The 18,109-nt window shown below is 66.1% G+C and carries 17 protein-coding genes; 14 read left to right on the top strand and 3 right to left on the bottom strand.

The features are described from left to right. Nucleotides 1-53 precede the first annotated feature (53 nt). From pstC to phoB, 5 genes are read left to right on the top strand one after another with little or no spacing between them, the layout of a single operon-like run. Nucleotides 54-1,025 carry a phosphate ABC transporter permease subunit PstC gene (pstC, locus tag IED13_RS20490; protein ID WP_038359776.1) on the top strand — a complete coding sequence of 324 codons (972 nt, stop codon included), beginning with the start codon at nucleotides 54-56 and terminating at the stop codon, nucleotides 1,023-1,025. 18 nt (nucleotides 1,026-1,043) lie between these two features. Continuing rightward, nucleotides 1,044-1,925, top strand: a complete 882-nt coding sequence (pstA, locus tag IED13_RS20485; protein WP_038360388.1) for a phosphate ABC transporter permease PstA — start codon at nucleotides 1,044-1,046, stop codon at nucleotides 1,923-1,925. A 39-nt stretch (nucleotides 1,926-1,964) separates the two neighbouring features. After that, nucleotides 1,965-2,771 (top strand): phosphate ABC transporter ATP-binding protein PstB, encoded by an 807-nt coding sequence (pstB, locus tag IED13_RS20480; RefSeq protein ID WP_038359773.1) that lies wholly within the window; start codon nucleotides 1,965-1,967, stop codon nucleotides 2,769-2,771. 22 nt (nucleotides 2,772-2,793) lie between these two features. Then, nucleotides 2,794-3,513 carry a phosphate signaling complex protein PhoU gene (gene phoU / locus IED13_RS20475; protein ID WP_038359770.1) on the top strand — a complete coding sequence of 240 codons (720 nt, stop codon included), beginning with the start codon at nucleotides 2,794-2,796 and terminating at the stop codon, nucleotides 3,511-3,513. A gap of 12 nt (nucleotides 3,514-3,525) precedes the next feature. Continuing rightward, a complete protein-coding gene (phoB, locus tag IED13_RS20470) occupies nucleotides 3,526-4,224 on the top strand; it encodes a phosphate regulon transcriptional regulator PhoB (protein WP_038359768.1) in 699 nt (232 codons plus the stop codon). Between the two features lie 52 nt (nucleotides 4,225-4,276). Here the strand turns inward: phoB and IED13_RS20465 are convergent, their stop codons facing one another. Then, complete coding sequence (locus IED13_RS20465; protein ID WP_191125265.1) at nucleotides 4,277-4,663, bottom strand: SpoIIAA family protein; 387 nt, start codon at nucleotides 4,661-4,663, stop codon at nucleotides 4,277-4,279. Nucleotides 4,664-4,719: 56 nt separating this feature from the next. Beyond that, a complete protein-coding gene (locus tag IED13_RS20460) occupies nucleotides 4,720-5,631 on the bottom strand; it encodes a LysR substrate-binding domain-containing protein (RefSeq protein ID WP_191125264.1) in 912 nt (303 codons plus the stop codon). A gap of 202 nt (nucleotides 5,632-5,833) precedes the next feature. Between IED13_RS20460 and IED13_RS20455 the strand changes: the two genes are divergently transcribed. The 6 genes from IED13_RS20455 (at nucleotide 5,834) to mdh (ending at nucleotide 11,916) form a co-directional block, all read left to right on the top strand. Next, nucleotides 5,834-6,733, top strand: coding sequence for an amino acid ABC transporter permease (locus IED13_RS20455; RefSeq protein ID WP_191125263.1), 900 nt, complete (start codon nucleotides 5,834-5,836; stop codon nucleotides 6,731-6,733). Beyond that, nucleotides 6,730-7,524: an amino acid ABC transporter ATP-binding protein gene (locus IED13_RS20450; RefSeq protein ID WP_112761482.1), complete on the top strand. Its 795-nt coding sequence runs from the start codon at nucleotides 6,730-6,732 to the stop codon at nucleotides 7,522-7,524. Before IED13_RS20455 ends, IED13_RS20450 begins: the two co-directional genes overlap by 4 nt. A gap of 99 nt (nucleotides 7,525-7,623) precedes the next feature. Continuing rightward, nucleotides 7,624-8,454 (top strand): ABC transporter substrate-binding protein, encoded by an 831-nt coding sequence (locus IED13_RS20445; protein WP_112761483.1) that lies wholly within the window; start codon nucleotides 7,624-7,626, stop codon nucleotides 8,452-8,454. 220 nt (nucleotides 8,455-8,674) lie between these two features. After that, nucleotides 8,675-9,853, top strand: coding sequence for a cell division protein ZapE (zapE, locus tag IED13_RS20440; protein WP_248312688.1), 1,179 nt, complete (start codon nucleotides 8,675-8,677; stop codon nucleotides 9,851-9,853). Nucleotides 9,854-10,023: 170 nt separating this feature from the next. Beyond that, complete coding sequence (locus IED13_RS20435) at nucleotides 10,024-10,623, top strand: TetR/AcrR family transcriptional regulator (protein WP_038359756.1); 600 nt, start codon at nucleotides 10,024-10,026, stop codon at nucleotides 10,621-10,623. A gap of 327 nt (nucleotides 10,624-10,950) precedes the next feature. Further along, nucleotides 10,951-11,916 (top strand): malate dehydrogenase, encoded by a 966-nt coding sequence (gene mdh / locus IED13_RS20430; protein WP_038359754.1) that lies wholly within the window; start codon nucleotides 10,951-10,953, stop codon nucleotides 11,914-11,916. Nucleotides 11,917-11,973: 57 nt separating this feature from the next. Here the strand turns inward: mdh and IED13_RS20425 are convergent, their stop codons facing one another. Further along, a complete protein-coding gene (locus IED13_RS20425) occupies nucleotides 11,974-12,612 on the bottom strand; it encodes a 2OG-Fe(II) oxygenase family protein (protein WP_038359752.1) in 639 nt (212 codons plus the stop codon). A gap of 176 nt (nucleotides 12,613-12,788) precedes the next feature. Here IED13_RS20425 and sucC point away from each other — a divergent pair, with 176 nt between their 5' ends. From sucC to IED13_RS20410, 3 genes are all read left to right on the top strand, one after another. After that, on the top strand, nucleotides 12,789-13,985 hold the full coding sequence (gene sucC, locus IED13_RS20420) for an ADP-forming succinate--CoA ligase subunit beta (RefSeq protein WP_191125262.1): 1,197 nt from the start codon (nucleotides 12,789-12,791) through the stop codon (nucleotides 13,983-13,985). 9 nt (nucleotides 13,986-13,994) lie between these two features. Then, on the top strand, nucleotides 13,995-14,879 hold the full coding sequence (sucD, locus tag IED13_RS20415; RefSeq protein WP_038359746.1) for a succinate--CoA ligase subunit alpha: 885 nt from the start codon (nucleotides 13,995-13,997) through the stop codon (nucleotides 14,877-14,879). A 217-nt stretch (nucleotides 14,880-15,096) separates the two neighbouring features. Then, nucleotides 15,097-18,054 (top strand): 2-oxoglutarate dehydrogenase E1 component, encoded by a 2,958-nt coding sequence (locus IED13_RS20410; protein WP_038360384.1) that lies wholly within the window; start codon nucleotides 15,097-15,099, stop codon nucleotides 18,052-18,054. The last annotated feature ends 55 nt before the right edge of the window (nucleotides 18,055-18,109 follow it).

Genomic DNA, 18,109 nt, shown 5'->3' with positions numbered 1-18,109 from the left:
ATCGAGCCGGACCGGCTCGAGCAGCCTCGGCGACATTATCGGAGCCTCGCGGAATGACCGCCGTAACCGACATGAAAAGCATTCCCCCGGCACCGGTGATCCGGAAGACGCCGAAGGCGACCTTCGATCTCGTCTTCCGCAATGCGAGCTTTCTCGCCGCGCTGCTGGTGCTGGTGCTGCTCGCCGGCATCATGCTCTCGATGATCGTCGGCGGCTGGCCGGCCTTCCGCGAATTCGGCCTCGGCTTCATCACCTCCAGCGTCTGGGATACGCAGAACGAGCAGTACGGCGCCTGGCCGGCGATCGTCGGCACGCTCTCGACGGCGCTGATCGCGCTCGTCATCGGCGTGCCGCTCTCGCTCGGCATCGCCGTGTTCCTGACGCAGCTCGCCCCGCCCTGGTTCAAGCGGCCGGTCGCGACCGCGATCGAGCTGCTCGCCGCCGTGCCTTCGATCATCTACGGCATGTGGGGGCTGTTCGTCTTCGCGCCGCTCTTCGCGGCCTATGTCCAGATCCCGCTCTCGAATATCGTCGAGGGCATCCCGATCGTCGGCACGGTGCTCTATTCGCGCTCGCCCTCGGGCCTCGGCATCTTCACCGCGGGCATCATCCTCGCCTTCATGATCGTGCCCTTCATCGCCTCGATCACCCGCGACATGCTGGAGCAGATCCCCTCGGTGCTGCGCGAGAGCGCCTATGGAATTGGGGCGACCACCTGGGAAGTCGTGCGCCATGTGCTGGTGCCGCAGGCTGGCGTCTCGATCATCGGCGCGATCATGCTCGGGCTCGGCCGTGCGCTCGGCGAGACGATGGCGGTGACCTTCGTGGTCGGCAACGCCAACCGGCTCTCGGCCTCGATCCTCGACCCCGGCTCGACCATCGCCTCGCGCATCGCCAACGAGTTCAACGAGGCGATGGGCCTGCAGCTCAATTCGCTGATCGCGCTGGGCTGCATCCTGTTCTTCGTCACCTTCGTCGTCCTCGTCATCGCGCGGCTGCTGGTCGCCCGGGTCAAGAAATTCTGAGGTCTGGGTCAGATGAGCATGTCCACCTCTTCCGCACCGGCCGCATCGCACATCGCCTGGGGGCGCGTGCGCCAGTCGCGCCGCACCGCCGACCGCGCGATGAAGGTCATCGCCACCGGCTTCACCTTCTGCGCCATCTTCGTGCTGTTCTGGATTCTCGGCATGCTGCTGGTGAAGGGCATCGGCGGGCTCTCGCTCGCGACCTTCACCCATGTCACGCCCGGGCCGGGCTCCGAGGGCGGCGGCCTCGCCAACGCCATCGTCGGCTCGATCGTGCTGACCTTCCTGGGCATTGCGGTGGCGACGCCGATCGGCGTGCTCGCCGGCACCTGGCTGGCGGAATACGGCCGCGGCTCCAAGCTCGCCAACATCATCCGCTTCATCAACGACATCCTGCTTTCGGCGCCGTCGATCTTGATCGGCCTGTTCGTCTACGTCATCCTGGTCGAGCCCTTCCGCGGCTATTCCGGCTGGGCCGGCGGCGTCGCGCTCGGCATCATCGCGATCCCGGTCATCGTGCGCACCACCGAGGACATGCTCAGCCTCGTGCCCGGCCCGCTGCGCGAGGCAGGCTCGGCGCTCGGCGCGCCGCCTTCCGTCGTCATCACCAGCGTGACCTGGCGCGCGGCGAAGGCCGGCATGGTCACTGGCATCCTGCTGGCACTCGCCCGCATCGCCGGCGAGACGGCGCCGCTGATCTTCACGGCGCTGAACAACAATTTCTGGTTCTCGCCCAATCTCGTCGGCGGCGTTTCCAACCTGCCGGTCACGATCTACCAGTTCGCCTCCGCCCCTTACGAGAACTGGCAGCAACTCGCCTGGGCTGGTTCGCTGATCATCACGATCTCGATCCTGCTGCTCTCGATCATCGCCCGGCGCGTCGTCGCCGGCGGCAAATAAGACTTGAATCCAGCCCGGTCGCGCCCGACCTTGAGGACCATGTCGATGCTTTCGACCCTTGAACTCTCCCCGCAGTCGCTCGATGCCGAGGCTCCCGTCCGGATCGCGGTGAAAAACCTCGATTTCTACTACGGCGAGCACAAGGCGCTGAAGAACATCAATCTCGACTTCCGTGACCGCCATGTCACGGCGCTGATCGGGCCTTCGGGCTGCGGCAAGTCGACCCTGCTGCGCATCTTCAACCGGATCTACTCGCTCTATCCGGAGCAGAAGGCGACCGGCGAGATCATGCTCGACGGGCGCAACATCATCTCCAACGACGTCGATGTGAACGAGCTGCGCTCGCGCGTCGGCATGGTGTTCCAGAAGCCGACGCCCTTCCCGATGTCGATCTACGACAACGTCGCCTTCGGCATCCGCCTCTACGAGAAGCCGCCGAAGTCGGAGCTCGACGACCGCGTCGAGGGCGCACTGCGCCGCGCCGCGCTCTGGGACGAGGTCAAGGACAAGCTGAAGAGCTCCGGCATGGGCCTCTCCGGCGGCCAGCAGCAGCGCCTGTGCATCGCGCGCACCATCGCGCAGAAGCCGGAAGTGATCCTGTTCGACGAGCCGACCTCGGCGCTCGATCCGATCTCGACCGGCAAGATCGAGGACCTGCTGGAGCAGCTCAAGAGCGACTTCACCATCGCCATCGTGACGCACAACATGCAGCAGGCGGCGCGCATCTCGCAGTACACGGCCTTCATGTATCTCGGCGAGGTCATCGAGTTCGCGCCGACCAACACGATCTTCATGAACCCGGCGAAGAAGCAGACGCAGGATTACGTCACCGGCCGGTTCGGCTGAGCGGCGACGGAGGAGGAACCCCATGACCGACCACATCGTCCGCTCCTACGACGCCGATCTCGAAGGCCTTCGCCGCAGCCTCGCCGAAATGGGCGGGATGGCCGAGCGCATGCTCGGCGATGCGACCGTGGCGCTGGTGCGCCGCGACACCACGCTGGCCCAGAAGATCATCTCCGCCGATCAGCGCCTCGACAATCTCCAGCGCGAGGTCGAGGAGAAGGCGGTGCTGACCATCGCCCGGCGCCAGCCGCTGGCCAACGATCTGCGCGAGCTGATCTCCGCCATCCGCATCGCGGCGGATGTCGAGCGTGTCGGCGATCTCGCCAAGAACATCGCCAAGCGCGCCGTCGCCATCTCCGGGCAGTTCCAGCCGCCGCACCGCGCCGTGGTCGGGCTGGAGCACATCAGCCGCCTCGTTCAGGCGCAGCTCAAGGATGTGCTCGACGCTTATGCCGCCGGCAACGAGCAGAAGGCGCTCGAGGTCTGGCGCCGCGACGACGAGATCGACGCGCTCTACACCTCGCTGTTCCGCGAGCTCCTGACCTATATGATGGAAGATCCGCGCAACATCACCTTCTGCACGCATCTTCTGTTCTGCGCCAAGAACATCGAGCGCATCGGCGACCACACCACCAACATCGCCGAGACGATCCACTATCTCATCACCGGTGACTCGCTCGACGCGAACCGGCCGAAGCTCGACACGACCAATATCGAGGTCGAGGCGATCACGGGTAGCTGAGGCTAAGGAATCATGGCGGCACGCATCCTGATCGTCGAGGACGAAGAGCCTCTCACCCTGCTGCTGCGCTACAACCTCGAAGCCGAGGGCTTCGAGGTCGACAGCGTGGCGCGGGGGGACGACGCCGAACTGCATCTGCGCGACCACACGCCCGATCTGGTGCTGCTGGACTGGATGCTGCCGGGCCTTTCCGGCATCGAACTCTGCCGCCGGCTGCGCTCGCGGCGCGACACCGAGCGGGTGCCGATCATCATGTTGACGGCGCGCGGCGAGGAGACCGAGCGGGTGCGCGGGCTCGCGACCGGCGCCGACGACTATGTCGTGAAGCCGTTCTCCCTGCCGGAGCTGACGGCGCGCATCCAGGCGCTGCTGCGCCGGGCGAAGCCCGGCCATGTCGCGGGCCTGCTGCAGGCGGGCGACCTCGAGCTCGACCGCACCACGCGGCGCGTCCGCCGCGCCGGCAGCGAGCTGCATCTGGGGCCGACCGAGTTCCGCCTGCTCGAATTCCTGATGCAGGCACCGGGCCGCGTCTATTCCCGCGCCCAGCTCCTCGACGCCGTCTGGGGCCGGGACGTCTATATCGACGAGCGCACCGTCGACGTGCATGTCGGGCGCCTGCGCAAGGCGATCACCCCTGCCGACGCCAAGGATCCGCTCAGGACCGTGCGCGGCGCGGGCTATGCCTTCGACGAGACGTTCGCCAGAAGCTGACTGCCGCCGGAGCTGACACGCGAGCCGAGCCCCGGCTCGCAGCGCCCGTGCTTCAGGTGTCGGGGCCGCCCTCGATATCGGCGGCCCAGGCCAGGGCGGCTTCGCGCTCGGCCGGCGGGAAGGTACGGATCTCGACGAAGGGGACTACCGGGGCGAAGAGCCGCGCGACGCGATCGAGCCAGCCCTTCTCGACGATGATCGCCTCCTTGGGGAAGCGCCTGAGTTCCCAGAGCTTGCCGAAGCTGTAGCGCGCGTCCTTCCAGGCCGCGGCGAAGGTCATGTCGTCGAAGGCGGTGATATCGGCGAGGATCGCGACCTTCTCGTGCCGGCTCAGCCGGTCTTCGACATCGGCGGCGACGCGCTCGATATCGGCCGGCTCGATGGTGCCGCTGAGCGCGATGGCGAGAACATGGTCGGGAGCCGGAAGAATGGTGATCATGGCGGCCTCCTCCTGTGCCGATGTCAACGCATGGCCGGCCGGGAGGTTGCGGGCGCTCAGGCTGCTCGCGTCGCCGCGTCGAAAGCCGCGGCCTCCGTCCTCAGCCAGGCGATGAAGGCGTCGAGGCCGGGGCGCGAGGGCTGGTCCAGGCGGCGGGTCAGCCAGCAGCCGGTGACGCTGGTGAAGCCGATATCGAGCGGGTTGACCAGCGCGCCCGAAGCCAGTTCCTCGGCGACATAGCAGCGTGGCGCCAGCGCGACGCCGAGCCCCGCGACCGCGGCGCGGATGATGACGGAGTAATAGCCGTAGCGGACGGTATGGGCCGGCACCGCGCCGCGCAGGCCATGCGCCTCGGTGAACTCGGCCCAGAAGGCCGGCATCTGGTAATGCTGCAGCAGCGTCATCTTCTGGATGTCGGCGGCGCGGCGGAAACCGCTCATGCGCTCCAGCAATTCGGGCGCGGCGACGAGGGCGACATCGCGGCCGAACAGATAATGCGCCTCCTTGCCGGGCCAGGGCGGGGTGCCGTGGTTGATCTCGATGTCCGGCTCTTCCGTCTCGTTTTCGCTGACATAGTTGGTGAACTGGACGTCGACGCCGGGATGGGCCTCGGCGAAGACGGGGAAGCGCTCCATCAGCCAGCGCTCGCCGGCGATGGCGACCATGTGCAACCGGATCGGCCGGGCGATGGCGACGCGCTCGGCCAGGCGCATCGCACCGCGTTCCATCTGCTCCAGGGCGGCTTCGGCATAGGGCAGGTAGATCGCGCCGGCCTCGGTCAGCTTGAGGCCGACCGGATTGCGCTCGAACAGCACCGTGCCGAGATGGTGCTCGAGCGACAGGATCTGCTTGGAGACCGCGCTCTGCGTCAGGTTGACGACGCCGGCGGCGCGGGCGGTCGAGCCCAGTCGCGCGACGGTGACGAAGGCGCGCATGGCGGTGGAGGAGGGCGGGGGCCGCAAGGCCATGGGTATTCCGTTTTGGACTAGGCTACCGGAGATCGTTTCGTTTGCTGGCTGCCGGGTCAAGAGGTCATTCTTACGCTTGGGGAGGAGGGGCTCGCATGAATTTGACAATCTGCCCGTGCTGCGGTGGTTTCCGCGGACCAACGGCTTCGCGGTCGATGGCGCTTTCGAGAGCCGCCGGCAAGCCCGTCCGGGAGTGCCGTCGATGAGCCATGCCGTCACCTCGCCGGTCGCCAGCCGCGATCTGGCCGCGATCGCGCGACTCAGGATCGTGCCGCGTCGCTTCTATGGGCGCTGGGTCGCGGCGGCGCTCATCATCGCTGTCCTCGCCTGGATTATCGCCGCCTTCGTCAAGGGCGACATCGCCTGGCCGGTGGTCGGGCAGTTCTTCACCGCGCCCGCGATCCTCTCCGGTCTCGGCAACACGCTGATCATGACGGTCTGCGCGATGACGCTGGGCATCGTGCTCGGCGTGATCTTCGCGATCATGTACATGTCGCCGAACCCGGTGCTGCGCAGCGTCGCGCTGTTCTACATCTGGTTCTTCCGCGGCACGCCGCTGCTGCTGCAGCTCCTGATCTGGTTCAACCTGGCGCTGGTCTTCCCGACCATCGGCATTCCCGGGCTGTTCTCCTGGCGCACGATCGACATCATCGGTCCGTTCATGGCGACGCTGCTCGGGCTCGGCATGAACCAGGGCGCCTATACCGCCGAGGTGGTGCGCAGCGGCATCCTCTCCGTCGATACCGGGCAGACCGAAGCCGCCAAGGCGATCGGCATGACGCGGCTGACGGCGCTGCGCCGCATCGTGCTGCCGCAGGCGATGCGCGTCATCATTCCGCCAGTCGGCAACGAGGTGATCAGCATGGTGAAGCTGACCTCGGTGGCGAGCGTGATCCAGTATGCCGAGATCCTGCGCAACGCCCAGACGATCTATTTCGCCAATGCCCGCGTCATCGAATTGCTGATCGTCGCCGCCGGCTGGTATCTGCTCGTGGTGACGCTGCTGCAGATCGGGCAGTATTTCCTCGAGCGCTATTTCTCGAAGGGACGCGGCGAGAGGCGGGCGAAACGCACCGTCAAGCTCGAGGAGGAGCCGGCATGAGCGCGGTGCAGAACCAGGCGGATGCGGATACCGCCATCGTCACCGTCGCCAATGTCAGCAAGTTCTTCGGTGATCTGAAGGCGCTGAACGACGTTTCGCTCTCGGTCGAGCCCGGCATGGTCCAGTGCATCATCGGGCCGTCCGGCTCGGGCAAGTCCACGCTGCTGCGCTGCATCAACCAGCTCGAGAAGATCGACCAGGGCGCGATCCGCGTCGATGGCGAACTGATCGGCTATCGCCGCGTCGGCGACGAGCTGCACGAGCTGACCGACCCGGAGATCGCGCGCCAGCGCCTCGTCACCGGCATGGTGTTCCAGCGCTTCAACCTGTTCAATCACATGACGGCGCTGCAGAACATCATCGAGGGGCCGCTCACGGTGCTGAAGCGGCCGCGCAAGGAGATCGTCGCGGATGCCATGGCGCTGCTGGAGCGTGTCGGCCTCGCCGAGAAGCGCGACGCCTATCCGAGCGAGCTCTCGGGCGGGCAGCAGCAGCGCATCGCCATCGCCAGGGCGCTGGCGATGAAGCCCAAGCTGATGCTGTTCGACGAGCCGACCTCGGCGCTCGATCCCGAGCTCGTCGGCGAGGTGCTGAACGTGATGCGCGACCTCGCCGCCAGCGGCATGACGATGATCGTCGTCACCCATGAGCTCGGCTTCGCGCGAGAGGTGGCGAACGACGTCGTCTTCATGGACAAGGGCGAGATCGTCGAACGCGGCACGCCCGACACGGTCCTGGTCGCACCGACCCAGGCCCGCACCCGGGATTTCATCGCAGCCGTCCTGAAGTGACGACCGGCGGGATTCTTGTCGTTTTGCGCATGGCTTCAGCGAAAAACCGGTTCCCGCTTCTTCGCGCAATGCTTTGAGTTCATAAGAGGGAGAGACCACATGCTTCGTTTGACACTGACGGCGGCGCTGCTCGCCGCGACCACGCTGGCCGCTCAGGCGCAGACCGTGCCGGACCGGATCAAGACCGCCGGCAAGCTCGTGATCGGGACCCAGCCGAACTATCCGCCGATCACCTCGAAGGACCCGGCGACCAACCAGCTCATCGGCTTCGACATCGAGCTGGGCGAGGCCATCGCCAAGGAACTCGGCCTCAAGGTCGAATGGCAGGAAACGGCCTTCGCCCAGATGCTGCCCTCGATCCAGACCGGCCGCGTCGACATGGCGCTGGCCGGCATGAGCGATCTGCCGGCCCGGCGCGAGCAGGTCGACTTCGTCGATTATCTCGAATCCGGCGCGCAGTTCTACACGGTCACCCCGTTCAAGGACACGGTGAAGAGCCCTGACGACCTCTGCGGCAAGAGCGTCGGCGCCAGCCGCTCGACCAACTGGCCGCAGCAGATCGGCGATTGGAGCCAGGCCAATTGCGTCGCCAAGGGCAAGCCCGCGATCAACGTCGTCGGCACCGAGGGCTCGGTCGATGCCCGCACCCAGCTCAAGACGCAGCGCCTGCAGGGCGGCGTCCAGGGCAGCGAGACGATGAGCCATTTCCAGAAGCTCGAGCCCAACACCTACATCCCGCTCGGCAAGCCGTTCACGACGACGCTGATGGGCATCCCCTTCGCGAAGACGGCCGAGGGCACGCAGCTGCGCGACGCCGTGAAGGCCGCGCTGGAGAAGCTCCAGGCCAACGGCACCTATGACGCGCTGATCCAGAAATACGGCCTCCTCGACAACCCGCTGAAGCCGGTCTCGATCAACAAGGGCCAGTAGTTCCCTCGCGAATGCGCGGCGGCCTCGAAGCCGCAAGCCGAGGTTCGCTTCGCTACCGTCATCCCGGCCGGTCCGTCCGTGCCGGGATGACGTGTTTTTGGGCCGATGAGGCCGGGTGCCGGCCGCGGAGATGGCGGGTGCGATCTCGCCGGGCTTGCGATGGCGGCCGGGCTGCCGTAACCCGGAAGCCTCTTTCCGCGACCCGTCGTTCCCAGCCGCCATGCCAGCCTCGATCACCGACCGCTATGCCGCCCTGGTCGAGGCGGGCGCCATCGAGCGCGATCCGGCCCAGGTCGCCGTCGTCAGGAAGCTCGAGGCGCTGAACGCGGCGCTCGCCGCCCGCCGCCTTGCCCGCAAGGGCAGCGCGCTCGGCTGGCTCTTCGGCAAGAAGCCCGACACCGCCGAGGCGCCGAAGGGGCTCTACATCTGGGGCTCGGTCGGCCGCGGCAAGACCATGCTGATGGACATGTTCTTCGAGTCCGCGCCGGTGAAGCGCAAGCTGCGGGTGCATTTCCACGAGTTCCTGGCCGCGGTGCATGGCCGCATCAACGCCCATCGCCAGAAGATCAAGACGGGCGAGGTCAAGGACGGCGATCCGATCGCGCCGGTCGCGGCGGAACTGGCTGAGGAAGCCTATCTGCTCTGCTTCGACGAGTTCACGGTGACCGACATCGCCGATGCGATGATCCTCGGGCGCTTGTTCACGGCGCTCTTCGCCGCCGGCGTCGTCGTGGTCGCGACCTCGAATGTCGAACCGTCGCGGCTCTATGAGGGCGGGCTCAACCGGGCGCTGTTCCTGCCCTTCATCGATTTGCTTCAGACCAAGGTCGAGGTGCTCAAGCTCGATGCGCGCACTGATTTCCGGCTGGAGAAGCTCGGTGGCGCGCCGGTCTATCACGTGCCGGCCGATGCGAAGGCGAAAGCTGCGCTCGATGCTGCCTTCAAGGGGCTCTCCGGCGTGGCGCAGGGGCCGCGGACCGTGCTCAACGTCCAGGGGCACGAACTCGTGCTGCCGCAGGCGGCCGGCGGCGTAGCGCGGGCAAACTTCGTCGATCTCTGCGCCCAGGCCTATGGCGCCTCCGACTATATCGCGCTGGCGCAGCGCTTCCACACGCTGGTGCTCGACGATATCCCGATCCTCGATTTCGACCGACGCAACGAGGCCAAGCGCTTCATCATCCTGATCGACACGCTCTACGAACATCATGTGAAGCTCGTCGCCTCGGCGGCGGCCGAGCCGCATGAGCTCTATCACGCCAGGCAGGGGCGCGAGGCCTTCGAGTTCGACCGCACCGTCTCGCGGCTGATCGAGATGCGCTCGGAGGAGTATCTCGCGATGCCGCATGGCCGGCCGGATTCGGCTGCGAGCGGCGACACCACCGGGCTGGTCGAGACGTGAGTTTTACCGCCGACAATGGATGGGTGGTCATCCCGGGCAAGCTGCGCAGCAGCGCCGACCCGGGATCCATGCCTGAACCTTGCTCGGTCGCGCTCCGGCATGGACCCCGGGTCAAGCCCGGGATGACGGCGTGGTTGCGTGCGAACCCTAAATCGGAGCGCCGCTGAGCCATGCCGCAGCGCGAGCCGAGCGAGACACGCATCCTCACGGTCGCCAGCGAGCACCTGCGGACGTTCGGGCTGAAGCGCTTCACCGTCGTCGCCGTGGCGGAAGAGGCGGGCATGACCCATGCCAACGTCTATCGCTATTTTCCGTCCAAGGGGGCGTTGATCGATGCGGTGGTCGATCTCTGGCTCAAGGCGACGGAGCGGCGGCTCGCCGACATCGCCGATGGCCCCGACCCGGCCGACGACAAGCTCGAGCGGCTGATCCTGGCGCTCGCCAAGGCCAATCGCGACCTGCTGAGCGAGGATCCGCATCTCTTCGCGGCGCTGTCGCTCGCCGTCGCCAAGCGCCATGCCATCAGCCGGCGCAACCGGACGCGGGTCAGGGCGCTGTTCGAGCGCGTCGTCGACGAGGGAATCGCCACCGGCGTGTTCGAGCCGCGCGATCGCGACCGGGCCATCGCCTTCGTCATCGATGCGACGCATCGCTTCATCCATCCGGCCTCGCTGGCGCTGGAAGCCGACGTGCCGCTGGCCTCGGTCGATACCCGCCTCTCGACGCTGATCCGCGTCATCCTGCGGGTGCTCGGTAGCGGCATCGTGTGAAAAAATTTGGTGACCAATTACAATTTCTGTAAATTGTAATTGCCCGATTTTTGCCCCAAACGACTGAAAGTCGACGTGGAGCCTCTTGCAAGTCATTGAAAAAAAAGAGGCCGCCTGTTTCGCCGCGCGAATGGGGGCGCCTCGCCCCGCAAAAGCCGTGTTTTCTGCGAGGGTTGCGGCAAAAGGGCGGTTTGGGCCAAAGGAAGCCACGGTTTGGCCGGCCCGCCGGCCATCGTAGCGCCAAGGTATTTTGGCCAAGGCATTCCGGATGTCGAAAGCCGGCCGCAGCCGGCTTCGATCGAAGCGCCAGAAGAGAAGGACTAGGCTATGGCCCGCAAGAAGATTGCCCTCATCGGTTCAGGCCAGATCGGCGGCACGCTCGCCCACCTCGCCGGCCTGAAGGAACTCGGGGACGTCGTCCTCTTCGACATCGCCGAGGGCATCCCGCAGGGCAAGGGCCTCGACATCGCCGAATCCGCGCCGGTCGACGGCTTCGACGCCGGCTACAAGGGCACGAACTCCTACGAGGACATCAAGGGCGCTGACGTGATCATCGTCACCGCCGGCGTGCCCCGGAAGCCCGGCATGAGCCGCGACGACCTGATCGGCATCAACCTCAAGGTGATGAAGGCGGTCGGCGAAGGCATCAAGCAATATGCGCCGAAGGCCTTCGTGATCTGCATCACCAACCCGCTCGACGCGATGGTCTGGGCGCTGCAGAAGTTCTCGGGCGTCAAGCCGAACATGATCTGCGGCATGGCCGGCGTGCTCGACTCCGCCCGCTTCCGCTACTTCCTCGCCGAAGAGTTCAACGTCTCGGTCAAGGACGTCTCGGCCTTCGTGCTCGGCGGCCATGGCGACGACATGGTGCCGCTGGTCCGCTACTCCGGCGTCGCCGGCATCCCGCTGCCCGACCTCGTCAAGATGAAGTGGACGACGCAGGAGAAGCTGGACGCCATCGTCGAGCGCACCCGCAAGGGCGGCGGCGAGATCGTCAACCTGCTCAAGACCGGCTCGGCCTTCTATGCGCCTGCCGCTTCCGCCATCGCGATGGCCGAGAGCTATCTCAAGGACCAGAAGCGCGTGCTGCCGGCGGCCGCCGCGCTGAAGGGCCAGTACGGCGTCAAGGACATGTTCGTCGGCGTGCCGGTGGTGATCGGCGCCAAGGGCGTCGAGCGCGTCGTGAAGATCCGCCTCAACGGCGCCGAGAAGGAGATGCTGGCGAAGTCGGTGGCTTCGGTGCAGAGCCTGATCGACGCCTGCAAGAGCGTCGATCCGTCGCTGGCCGGCTGAGGCATGCGCCCGGCGCAGGCACATATCCGGCAGGTGTTCGGGGGACGGCTCAGCCCGTCACCCGAACCGCAGCACCTTCTTGACCAGATGGGTGAAGGAGCCGCGGCTCTTCTTGCGTTCGACGTCGGCCTGGCTTCTGAGCCAGGTCATCTGGACGACGCGCCGCTCGCCGACGAAGGATGTGTGTCCGTGCCAGGAGTTGTCGGCGCGACGGAACGCGAAGAGCGAGCCGGTGATCGGGCTGATCTCTTCCTTCATGTTCTCGAAATCGGTGCCGTTGTAGAGCACCCGCAAGCGTCCGGCCGGCGAGTCCTGCCAGGCGTCGTTGAGATAGACGAGCAAGGTCGCGATCTTCGACTCGCTGTCGGTGTGGATGCGTCCATCCTTGGCGGCGGAGAGCTTGCGGATCGTGATCATCTTCGGCTTGTCGACGAGGTCGATGTCGAGCTTTTCGGAGACGATTTCGGCCATCTCGCGGCTCTTCATCTCCTCCAGGAGTTTCGCGAAGGTGCCGTGCCGGTTGACGTCCTCTTCGGGGTGGTAGCCGGACTCGCGGATGTCGGGGAAGTCGTTGCGCAGGCCGTCCACCGCACCGGGCAGGATGACATCGCTGGCGATGAGATAGTTGTAGGGCTCGCGTTCAGTTCGCGCCGCGCGGACGGAATCGAGGTTGATACAGGAATACGACGTCGCCATTTCACTGTCCTCCCGTCAGATGTTTCATCTGATTGTGGATTTTTATCACCGGAATTCGGACGCGCGCAATCGCAGGCGATGCTCCGCCGCGCCGGGGTTTCGCCATCTTCGATCGCATGGGGCGCCGCACCCGATGCCGGCCCCTTTTTCTTCAAAGCCCAGTCAGGAGCTACCGGATGAACATCCACGAATACCAGGGCAAGGCCATTCTGAAAGAGTATGGCGCGCCCGTCTCCGCCGGCTTCCCGGCGTTGACGGTGGCTGAAGCGGTCGAGGCCGCCAGGAAGCTGCCGGGTCCGCTCTATGTCGTGAAGTCGCAGATCCACGCCGGTGGCCGCGGCAAGGGCAAGTTCAAGGAACTCAGCCCTGACGCGAAGGGCGGCGTGCGCCTGGCCAAGTCGGTCGAGGAAGTCGAGGCCCACGCCAAGGAAATGCTCGGCAACACGCTGGTCACCGTGCAGACCGGCGAAACCGGCAAGCAGGTCAACCGCCTCTATATCGAGGACGGCTCGGACATCGAGAAGGAGTTCTACCTCTCGGCGCTGGTCGACCGCGAGACCTCCCGCATCGCCTTCGTCGTCTCGACCGAAGGCGGCATGGACATCGAAGCCGTCGCCCATGACACGCCCGAGAAGATCGAGACCTTCTCGGTCGATCCCGCCACCGGCATCATGCCGCATCACGGCCGCGCCATGGCGCGCATCCTCGGGCTCTCCGGCGACCTCGCCAAGCAGGCCGGCACGGTGCTCGGCCAGATCTACAACGCGTTCGTGGCCAAGGACATGGACATGCTGGAGATCAACCCGCTGATCGTGACGACCCAGGGCCAGATCAAGTGCCTGGACGCCAAGATCTCGTTCGACTCCAACGCGCTCTATCGCCATCCCGAGATCGTCGCGCTGCGCGATACGACGGAAGAGGACGAGAAGGAGATCGAGGCCTCCAAATACGACCTCGCCTACATCGCGCTCGACGGCACGATCGGCTGCATGGTCAACGGCGCCGGCCTCGCCATGGCGACGCTCGACATCATCCAGCTCTACGGTGAAAGCCCGGCGAACTTCCTCGACGTCGGCGGCGGCGCCAGCGAAGAGAAGGTGACGGCGGCGTTCAAGATCATCACCGCCGACCCGAAGGTGAAGGGCATCCTCGTCAACATCTTCGGCGGCATCATGAAGTGCGACGTCATCGCGCGCGGCGTCATCGCGGCGGTGAAGGCGGTCGGCCTTCAGGTTCCGCTGGTGGTGCGCCTCGAAGGCACCAATGTCGAGGAAGGCAAGCAGATCATCCGCGAGTCCGGCCTCAACGTCATCCCCGCCGATGACCTCGACGACGCCGCGCAGAAGATCGTCGCCGCGGTCAAGAAGGCCTGAGGAGCAGATATGTCCATCCTGATCGACAAGAACACCAAGGTCATCACCCAGGGCTTCACCGGCAAGAACGGGACCTTCCATTCCGAGCAGGCGATCGCCTATGGCACGCAGATGGTCGGCGGCACCTCGCCGGGCAAGGGCGGCGCGATCCATCTGGGTCTGCCCGTCTTCGACACCGTCGCCGAGGCGAAGGAGAAGACCGGCGCCACCGCTTCGGTCGTCTATGTTCCGCCGCCGGGCGCGGCCGATGCGATCTGCGAGGCGATCGACGCCGAGATTCCGCTGATCATCTGCATCACCGAGGGCATTCCGGTGCTCGACATGGTGCGCGTCAAGCGCTCGCTCTCGGGCTCGAAGTCGCGCCTGATCGGCCCGAACTGCCCCGGCGTCGTCACCGCCGGCCAGTCGAAGATCGGCATCATGCCGGCCAACATCTTCAAGCCGGGCTCGGTGGGCATCGTCTCGCGCTCGGGCACGCTGACCTATGAGGCGGTGTTCCAGACCACGCGCGAAGGCCTCGGCCAGACCACGGCCGTCGGCATCGGCGGCGACCCGGTCAAGGGCACCGAGTTCATCGACATGCTCGAGATGTTCCTCGCGGACGACAAGACCGAGTCGATCGTCATGATCGGCGAGATCGGCGGCTCGGCCGAAGAGGACGCGGCGCAGTTCATCAAGGACGAAGCCAAGCGCGGCCGCAAGAAGCCGATGGTCGGCTTCATCGCCGGCCGCACGGCGCCTCCGGGCCGCCGCATGGGCCATGCCGGCGCGATCATCTCGGGCGGCAAGGGCGGCGCCGAGGACAAGATCGCCGCGATGGAAGCGGCCGGCATCCGGGTCTCGCCCTCGCCGGCGCGCCTTGGAAAGACCTTGGTCGAAGTGTTGAAGGGCTGAGGCCCTGGCGCCTTTCCGGGGACGTCATGGTCGGGCTTGACCCGACCATGACGTCCCCGAGGAAGCGACGGCAAAACGGCATGAGATGGTCGGCTCAAGGCCGGCCATGACGGAAGACCAAATGCTTAGGGCGCAGGCCCGAGCATGACGGCAAGTTGAAGGATGTCCGGGCAAGGGTTCGGACATGTCGCAAGCGGTGAAGGAAGGCAGGAGCATCATGGCTCGCCAGGACATCAACGAGGCTCTCGCACAGACCGGGTTCCTCTACGGCGGCAACGCGGCCTATATCGAGGATCTCTACGCCCGCTACGAGGCCGATCCCAAGTCGGTCGACGAGCAGTGGCAGAGCTTCTTCGGCGCGCTGCAGGACGACAAGCAGTCGGTGCTGGACAACGCCAAGGGCGCCTCCTGGAAGAAGCCGAACTGGCCGGTCGTCGCCAATGGCGAGCTGATCTCGGCGCTCGACGGCAACTGGGCCGTGGTCGAGAAGGTCATCTCCGACAAGCTCGGCGCCAAGGCCAAGGCAGCCGGCACGACACTCTCCCCAGCCGACGTCCAGCAGGCGACGCGCGATTCCGTGCGCGCGATCATGCTGATCCGCGCCTATCGCATGCGCGGCCATCTCCATGCCAAGCTCGACCCGCTCGGCATCGAGAGCCGCAACGACCCCGAGGAATTGTCGCCGGCCGCCTTCGGCTTCGGCGAGGCCGATCTCGACCGCAAGATCTTCATCGACAACGTGCTCGGCATGGAGTTCGCCACCATCCGCGAGATGGTCTCGATCCTGCAGCGCACCTATTGCGGCACGGTCGGCATCGAGTTCATGCACATCTCCGACCCCGAGCAGAAGGCCTGGCTGCAGGAGCGTATCGAGGGGCCGGACAAGGAGATCGCCTTCACCAAGGAAGGCAAGAAGGCGATCCTCAACAAGCTGGTCGAGACCGAGGGCTTCGAGAAGTTCCTCGACCTGAAGTTCACCGGCACCAAGCGCTTCGGCCTCGACGGCGGCGAGGCGCTGGTTCCGGCGCTGGAGCAGATCATCAAGCGCGGCGGCGCGCTCGGCGTGCGCGACATCGTGTTCGGCATGGCCCATCGCGGCCGCCTCAACGTGCTGACGCAGGTGCTGGGCAAGCCGCACCGCGCGCTGTTCCACGAGTTCAAGGGCGGCTCCTTCGCGCCCGACGACGTCGAGGGCTCGGGCGACGTGAAGTACCATCTCGGTGCCTCCAGCGACCGCGAGTTCGACGGCAACAACGTCCATATCTCGCTGACCGCCAACCCGTCGCATCTCGAGATCGTCGATCCGGTGGTGCTCGGCAAGGTGCGTGCCAAGCAGGATCAGTTCGGCGACGTCGTCGAGCGTTCCAAGGTGCTGCCGCTGCTGATCCATGGCGACGCGGCCTTCGCCGGCCAGGGCGTGGTGGCGGAGTGCCTCGGCCTCTCCGGGCTGAAGGGCCACCGCACCGGCGGCTCGCTGCACTTCATCATCAACAACCAGATCGGCTTCACCACCTATCCGCGCTATTCGCGCTCTTCGCCCTATCCGTCCGACGTGGCGAAGATGGTTGAGGCGCCGGTCTTCCATGTGAATGGCGACGATCCGGAGGCGGTGGTCTTCGCCGCCAAGATCGCGATCGAGTTCCGGCAGAAGTTCCACAAGCCGGTCGTGGTAGACATGTTCTGCTATCGCCGCTTCGGCCATAACGAGGGCGACGAGCCGGGCTTCACCCAGCCGCTGATGTACCGCAAGATCCGCGGCCACAAGACGACGCTGGAGCTTTACGGCGCCAAGCTCGAGGCCGAGGGCGTGGTTCAAGCCGGCGAGCTCGACGAGATGCGCGCCGCCTGGAAGGCGAAGCTGGAGGTCGAGTTCGACGCCGGCCAGGCCTTCAAGCCGAACAAGGCCGACTGGCTCGACGGCCGCTGGGCCGGCATGAAGGCGATCCGCGCCGACGAGGACGATCCGCGCCGCGGCGCCACCGGCGTGCCGGCGGAGACGCTGAAGGAGATCACCGAGAAGATCACCGCCGTTCCGGCCGGCTTCAACGTCCACAAGACGATCCAGCGCTTCCTCGACAACCGCAAGAAGGCGGTCGAGAGCGGCGAGGGCATCGACTGGGCGACCGCCGAAGCGCTGGCCTTCGGTTCGCTGCTGCTCGACGGCAATCCGGTGCGCCTCTCCGGGCAGGATTGCGAGCGCGGCACCTTCTCGCAGCGCCATTCGGTGCTGATCGACCAGGAGACGGAAGCCCGCCATACCTCCCTGAACCATATCCGCGAGGACCAGGCCCGCTACGAGGTCATCAACTCGATGCTCTCGGAAGAGGCCGTGCTCGGCTTCGAATACGGCTACACCCTGTCGGAGCCGAACGCGCTGACGATGTGGGAGGCGCAGTTCGGCGACTTCGCCAATGGCGCGCAGGTCGTGTTCGACCAGTTCATCTCGTCCGGCGAACGCAAGTGGCTGCGCATGTCCGGCCTCGTCTGCCTGCTGCCGCATGGCTATGAGGGCCAGGGTCCGGAGCACTCCTCCGCCCGCCTCGAGCGCTTCCTGCAGATGTGCGCCGAGGACAACATGCAGGTGGCGAACTGCTCGACGCCGGCGAGCTATTTCCACATCCTGCGCCGCCAGCTGAAGCGCGACTTCCGCAAGCCGCTGATCCTGATGACGCCGAAGTCGCTGCTGCGCCACAAGCGCGCCGTCTCCGACCTCGCGGACCTCGCCGAGGGCTCGACCTTCCACCGCGTGCTGGCGGATGATGCCGAGCGCGGCAAGTCGACCACCAAGCTGGTCAAGGATTCGAAGATCCGCCGCGTCGTGCTCTGCTCGGGCAAGGTCTATTACGACTTGCTGGAGGAGCGCGAGAAGCGCGGCATCGACGATGTCTATCTGATGCGCGTCGAGCAGCTCTACCCGTTCCCGCTGAAGACGCTGGCGCAGGAGCTGGCGCGCTTCAAGGGCGCCGATGTGGTCTGGTGCCAGGAGGAGCCGAAGAACATGGGCTCCTGGACCTTCGTCGAGCCCTATCTGGAATGGGTGCTGGGCCATGCCGGCTCGAAGTCGAAGCGGCCGCGCTATGTCGGCCGCCCGGCCTCGGCCGCGACGGCGACCGGCCTGATGTCCAAGCATCTCGCCCAGCTCAACGCCTTCCTCGACGAGGCCTTCGCGGCCTGACGACCCTCCCGGCGATGCTTTACGCACTGCCGGATTTCCCTGCCGCATCGGCGTT

The sequence above is a fragment of the Allobosea spartocytisi genome (genome assembly GCF_014764685.1).
Lineage (GTDB): Bacteria > Pseudomonadota > Alphaproteobacteria > Rhizobiales > Beijerinckiaceae > Allobosea > Allobosea spartocytisi.
This window is presented reverse-complemented; position numbering and strand designations above follow the sequence as displayed.

Excerpts from the sequence above, each read along its gene's own strand:
- pstC (WP_038359776.1), top strand. The coding sequence starts at position 54 with ATGACCGCCGTAACCGACATGAAAAGCATTCCCCCGGCACCGGTGATC.
- pstA (WP_038360388.1), top strand. The coding sequence starts at position 1,044 with ATGTCCACCTCTTCCGCACCGGCCGCATCGCACATCGCCTGGGGGCGC.
- pstB (WP_038359773.1), top strand. The coding sequence starts at position 1,965 with ATGTCGATGCTTTCGACCCTTGAACTCTCCCCGCAGTCGCTCGATGCC.
- phoU (WP_038359770.1), top strand. The coding sequence starts at position 2,794 with ATGACCGACCACATCGTCCGCTCCTACGACGCCGATCTCGAAGGCCTT.
- phoB (WP_038359768.1), top strand. The coding sequence starts at position 3,526 with ATGGCGGCACGCATCCTGATCGTCGAGGACGAAGAGCCTCTCACCCTG.
- IED13_RS20465 (WP_191125265.1), bottom strand. The coding sequence starts at position 4,663 with ATGATCACCATTCTTCCGGCTCCCGACCATGTTCTCGCCATCGCGCTC.
- IED13_RS20460 (WP_191125264.1), bottom strand. The coding sequence starts at position 5,631 with ATGGCCTTGCGGCCCCCGCCCTCCTCCACCGCCATGCGCGCCTTCGTC.
- IED13_RS20455 (WP_191125263.1), top strand. The coding sequence starts at position 5,834 with ATGAGCCATGCCGTCACCTCGCCGGTCGCCAGCCGCGATCTGGCCGCG.
- IED13_RS20450 (WP_112761482.1), top strand. The coding sequence starts at position 6,730 with ATGAGCGCGGTGCAGAACCAGGCGGATGCGGATACCGCCATCGTCACC.
- IED13_RS20445 (WP_112761483.1), top strand. The coding sequence starts at position 7,624 with ATGCTTCGTTTGACACTGACGGCGGCGCTGCTCGCCGCGACCACGCTG.
- zapE (WP_248312688.1), top strand. The coding sequence starts at position 8,675 with ATGCCAGCCTCGATCACCGACCGCTATGCCGCCCTGGTCGAGGCGGGC.
- IED13_RS20435 (WP_038359756.1), top strand. The coding sequence starts at position 10,024 with ATGCCGCAGCGCGAGCCGAGCGAGACACGCATCCTCACGGTCGCCAGC.
- mdh (WP_038359754.1), top strand. The coding sequence starts at position 10,951 with ATGGCCCGCAAGAAGATTGCCCTCATCGGTTCAGGCCAGATCGGCGGC.
- IED13_RS20425 (WP_038359752.1), bottom strand. The coding sequence starts at position 12,612 with ATGGCGACGTCGTATTCCTGTATCAACCTCGATTCCGTCCGCGCGGCG.
- sucC (WP_191125262.1), top strand. The coding sequence starts at position 12,789 with ATGAACATCCACGAATACCAGGGCAAGGCCATTCTGAAAGAGTATGGC.
- sucD (WP_038359746.1), top strand. The coding sequence starts at position 13,995 with ATGTCCATCCTGATCGACAAGAACACCAAGGTCATCACCCAGGGCTTC.
- IED13_RS20410 (WP_038360384.1), top strand. The coding sequence starts at position 15,097 with ATGGCTCGCCAGGACATCAACGAGGCTCTCGCACAGACCGGGTTCCTC.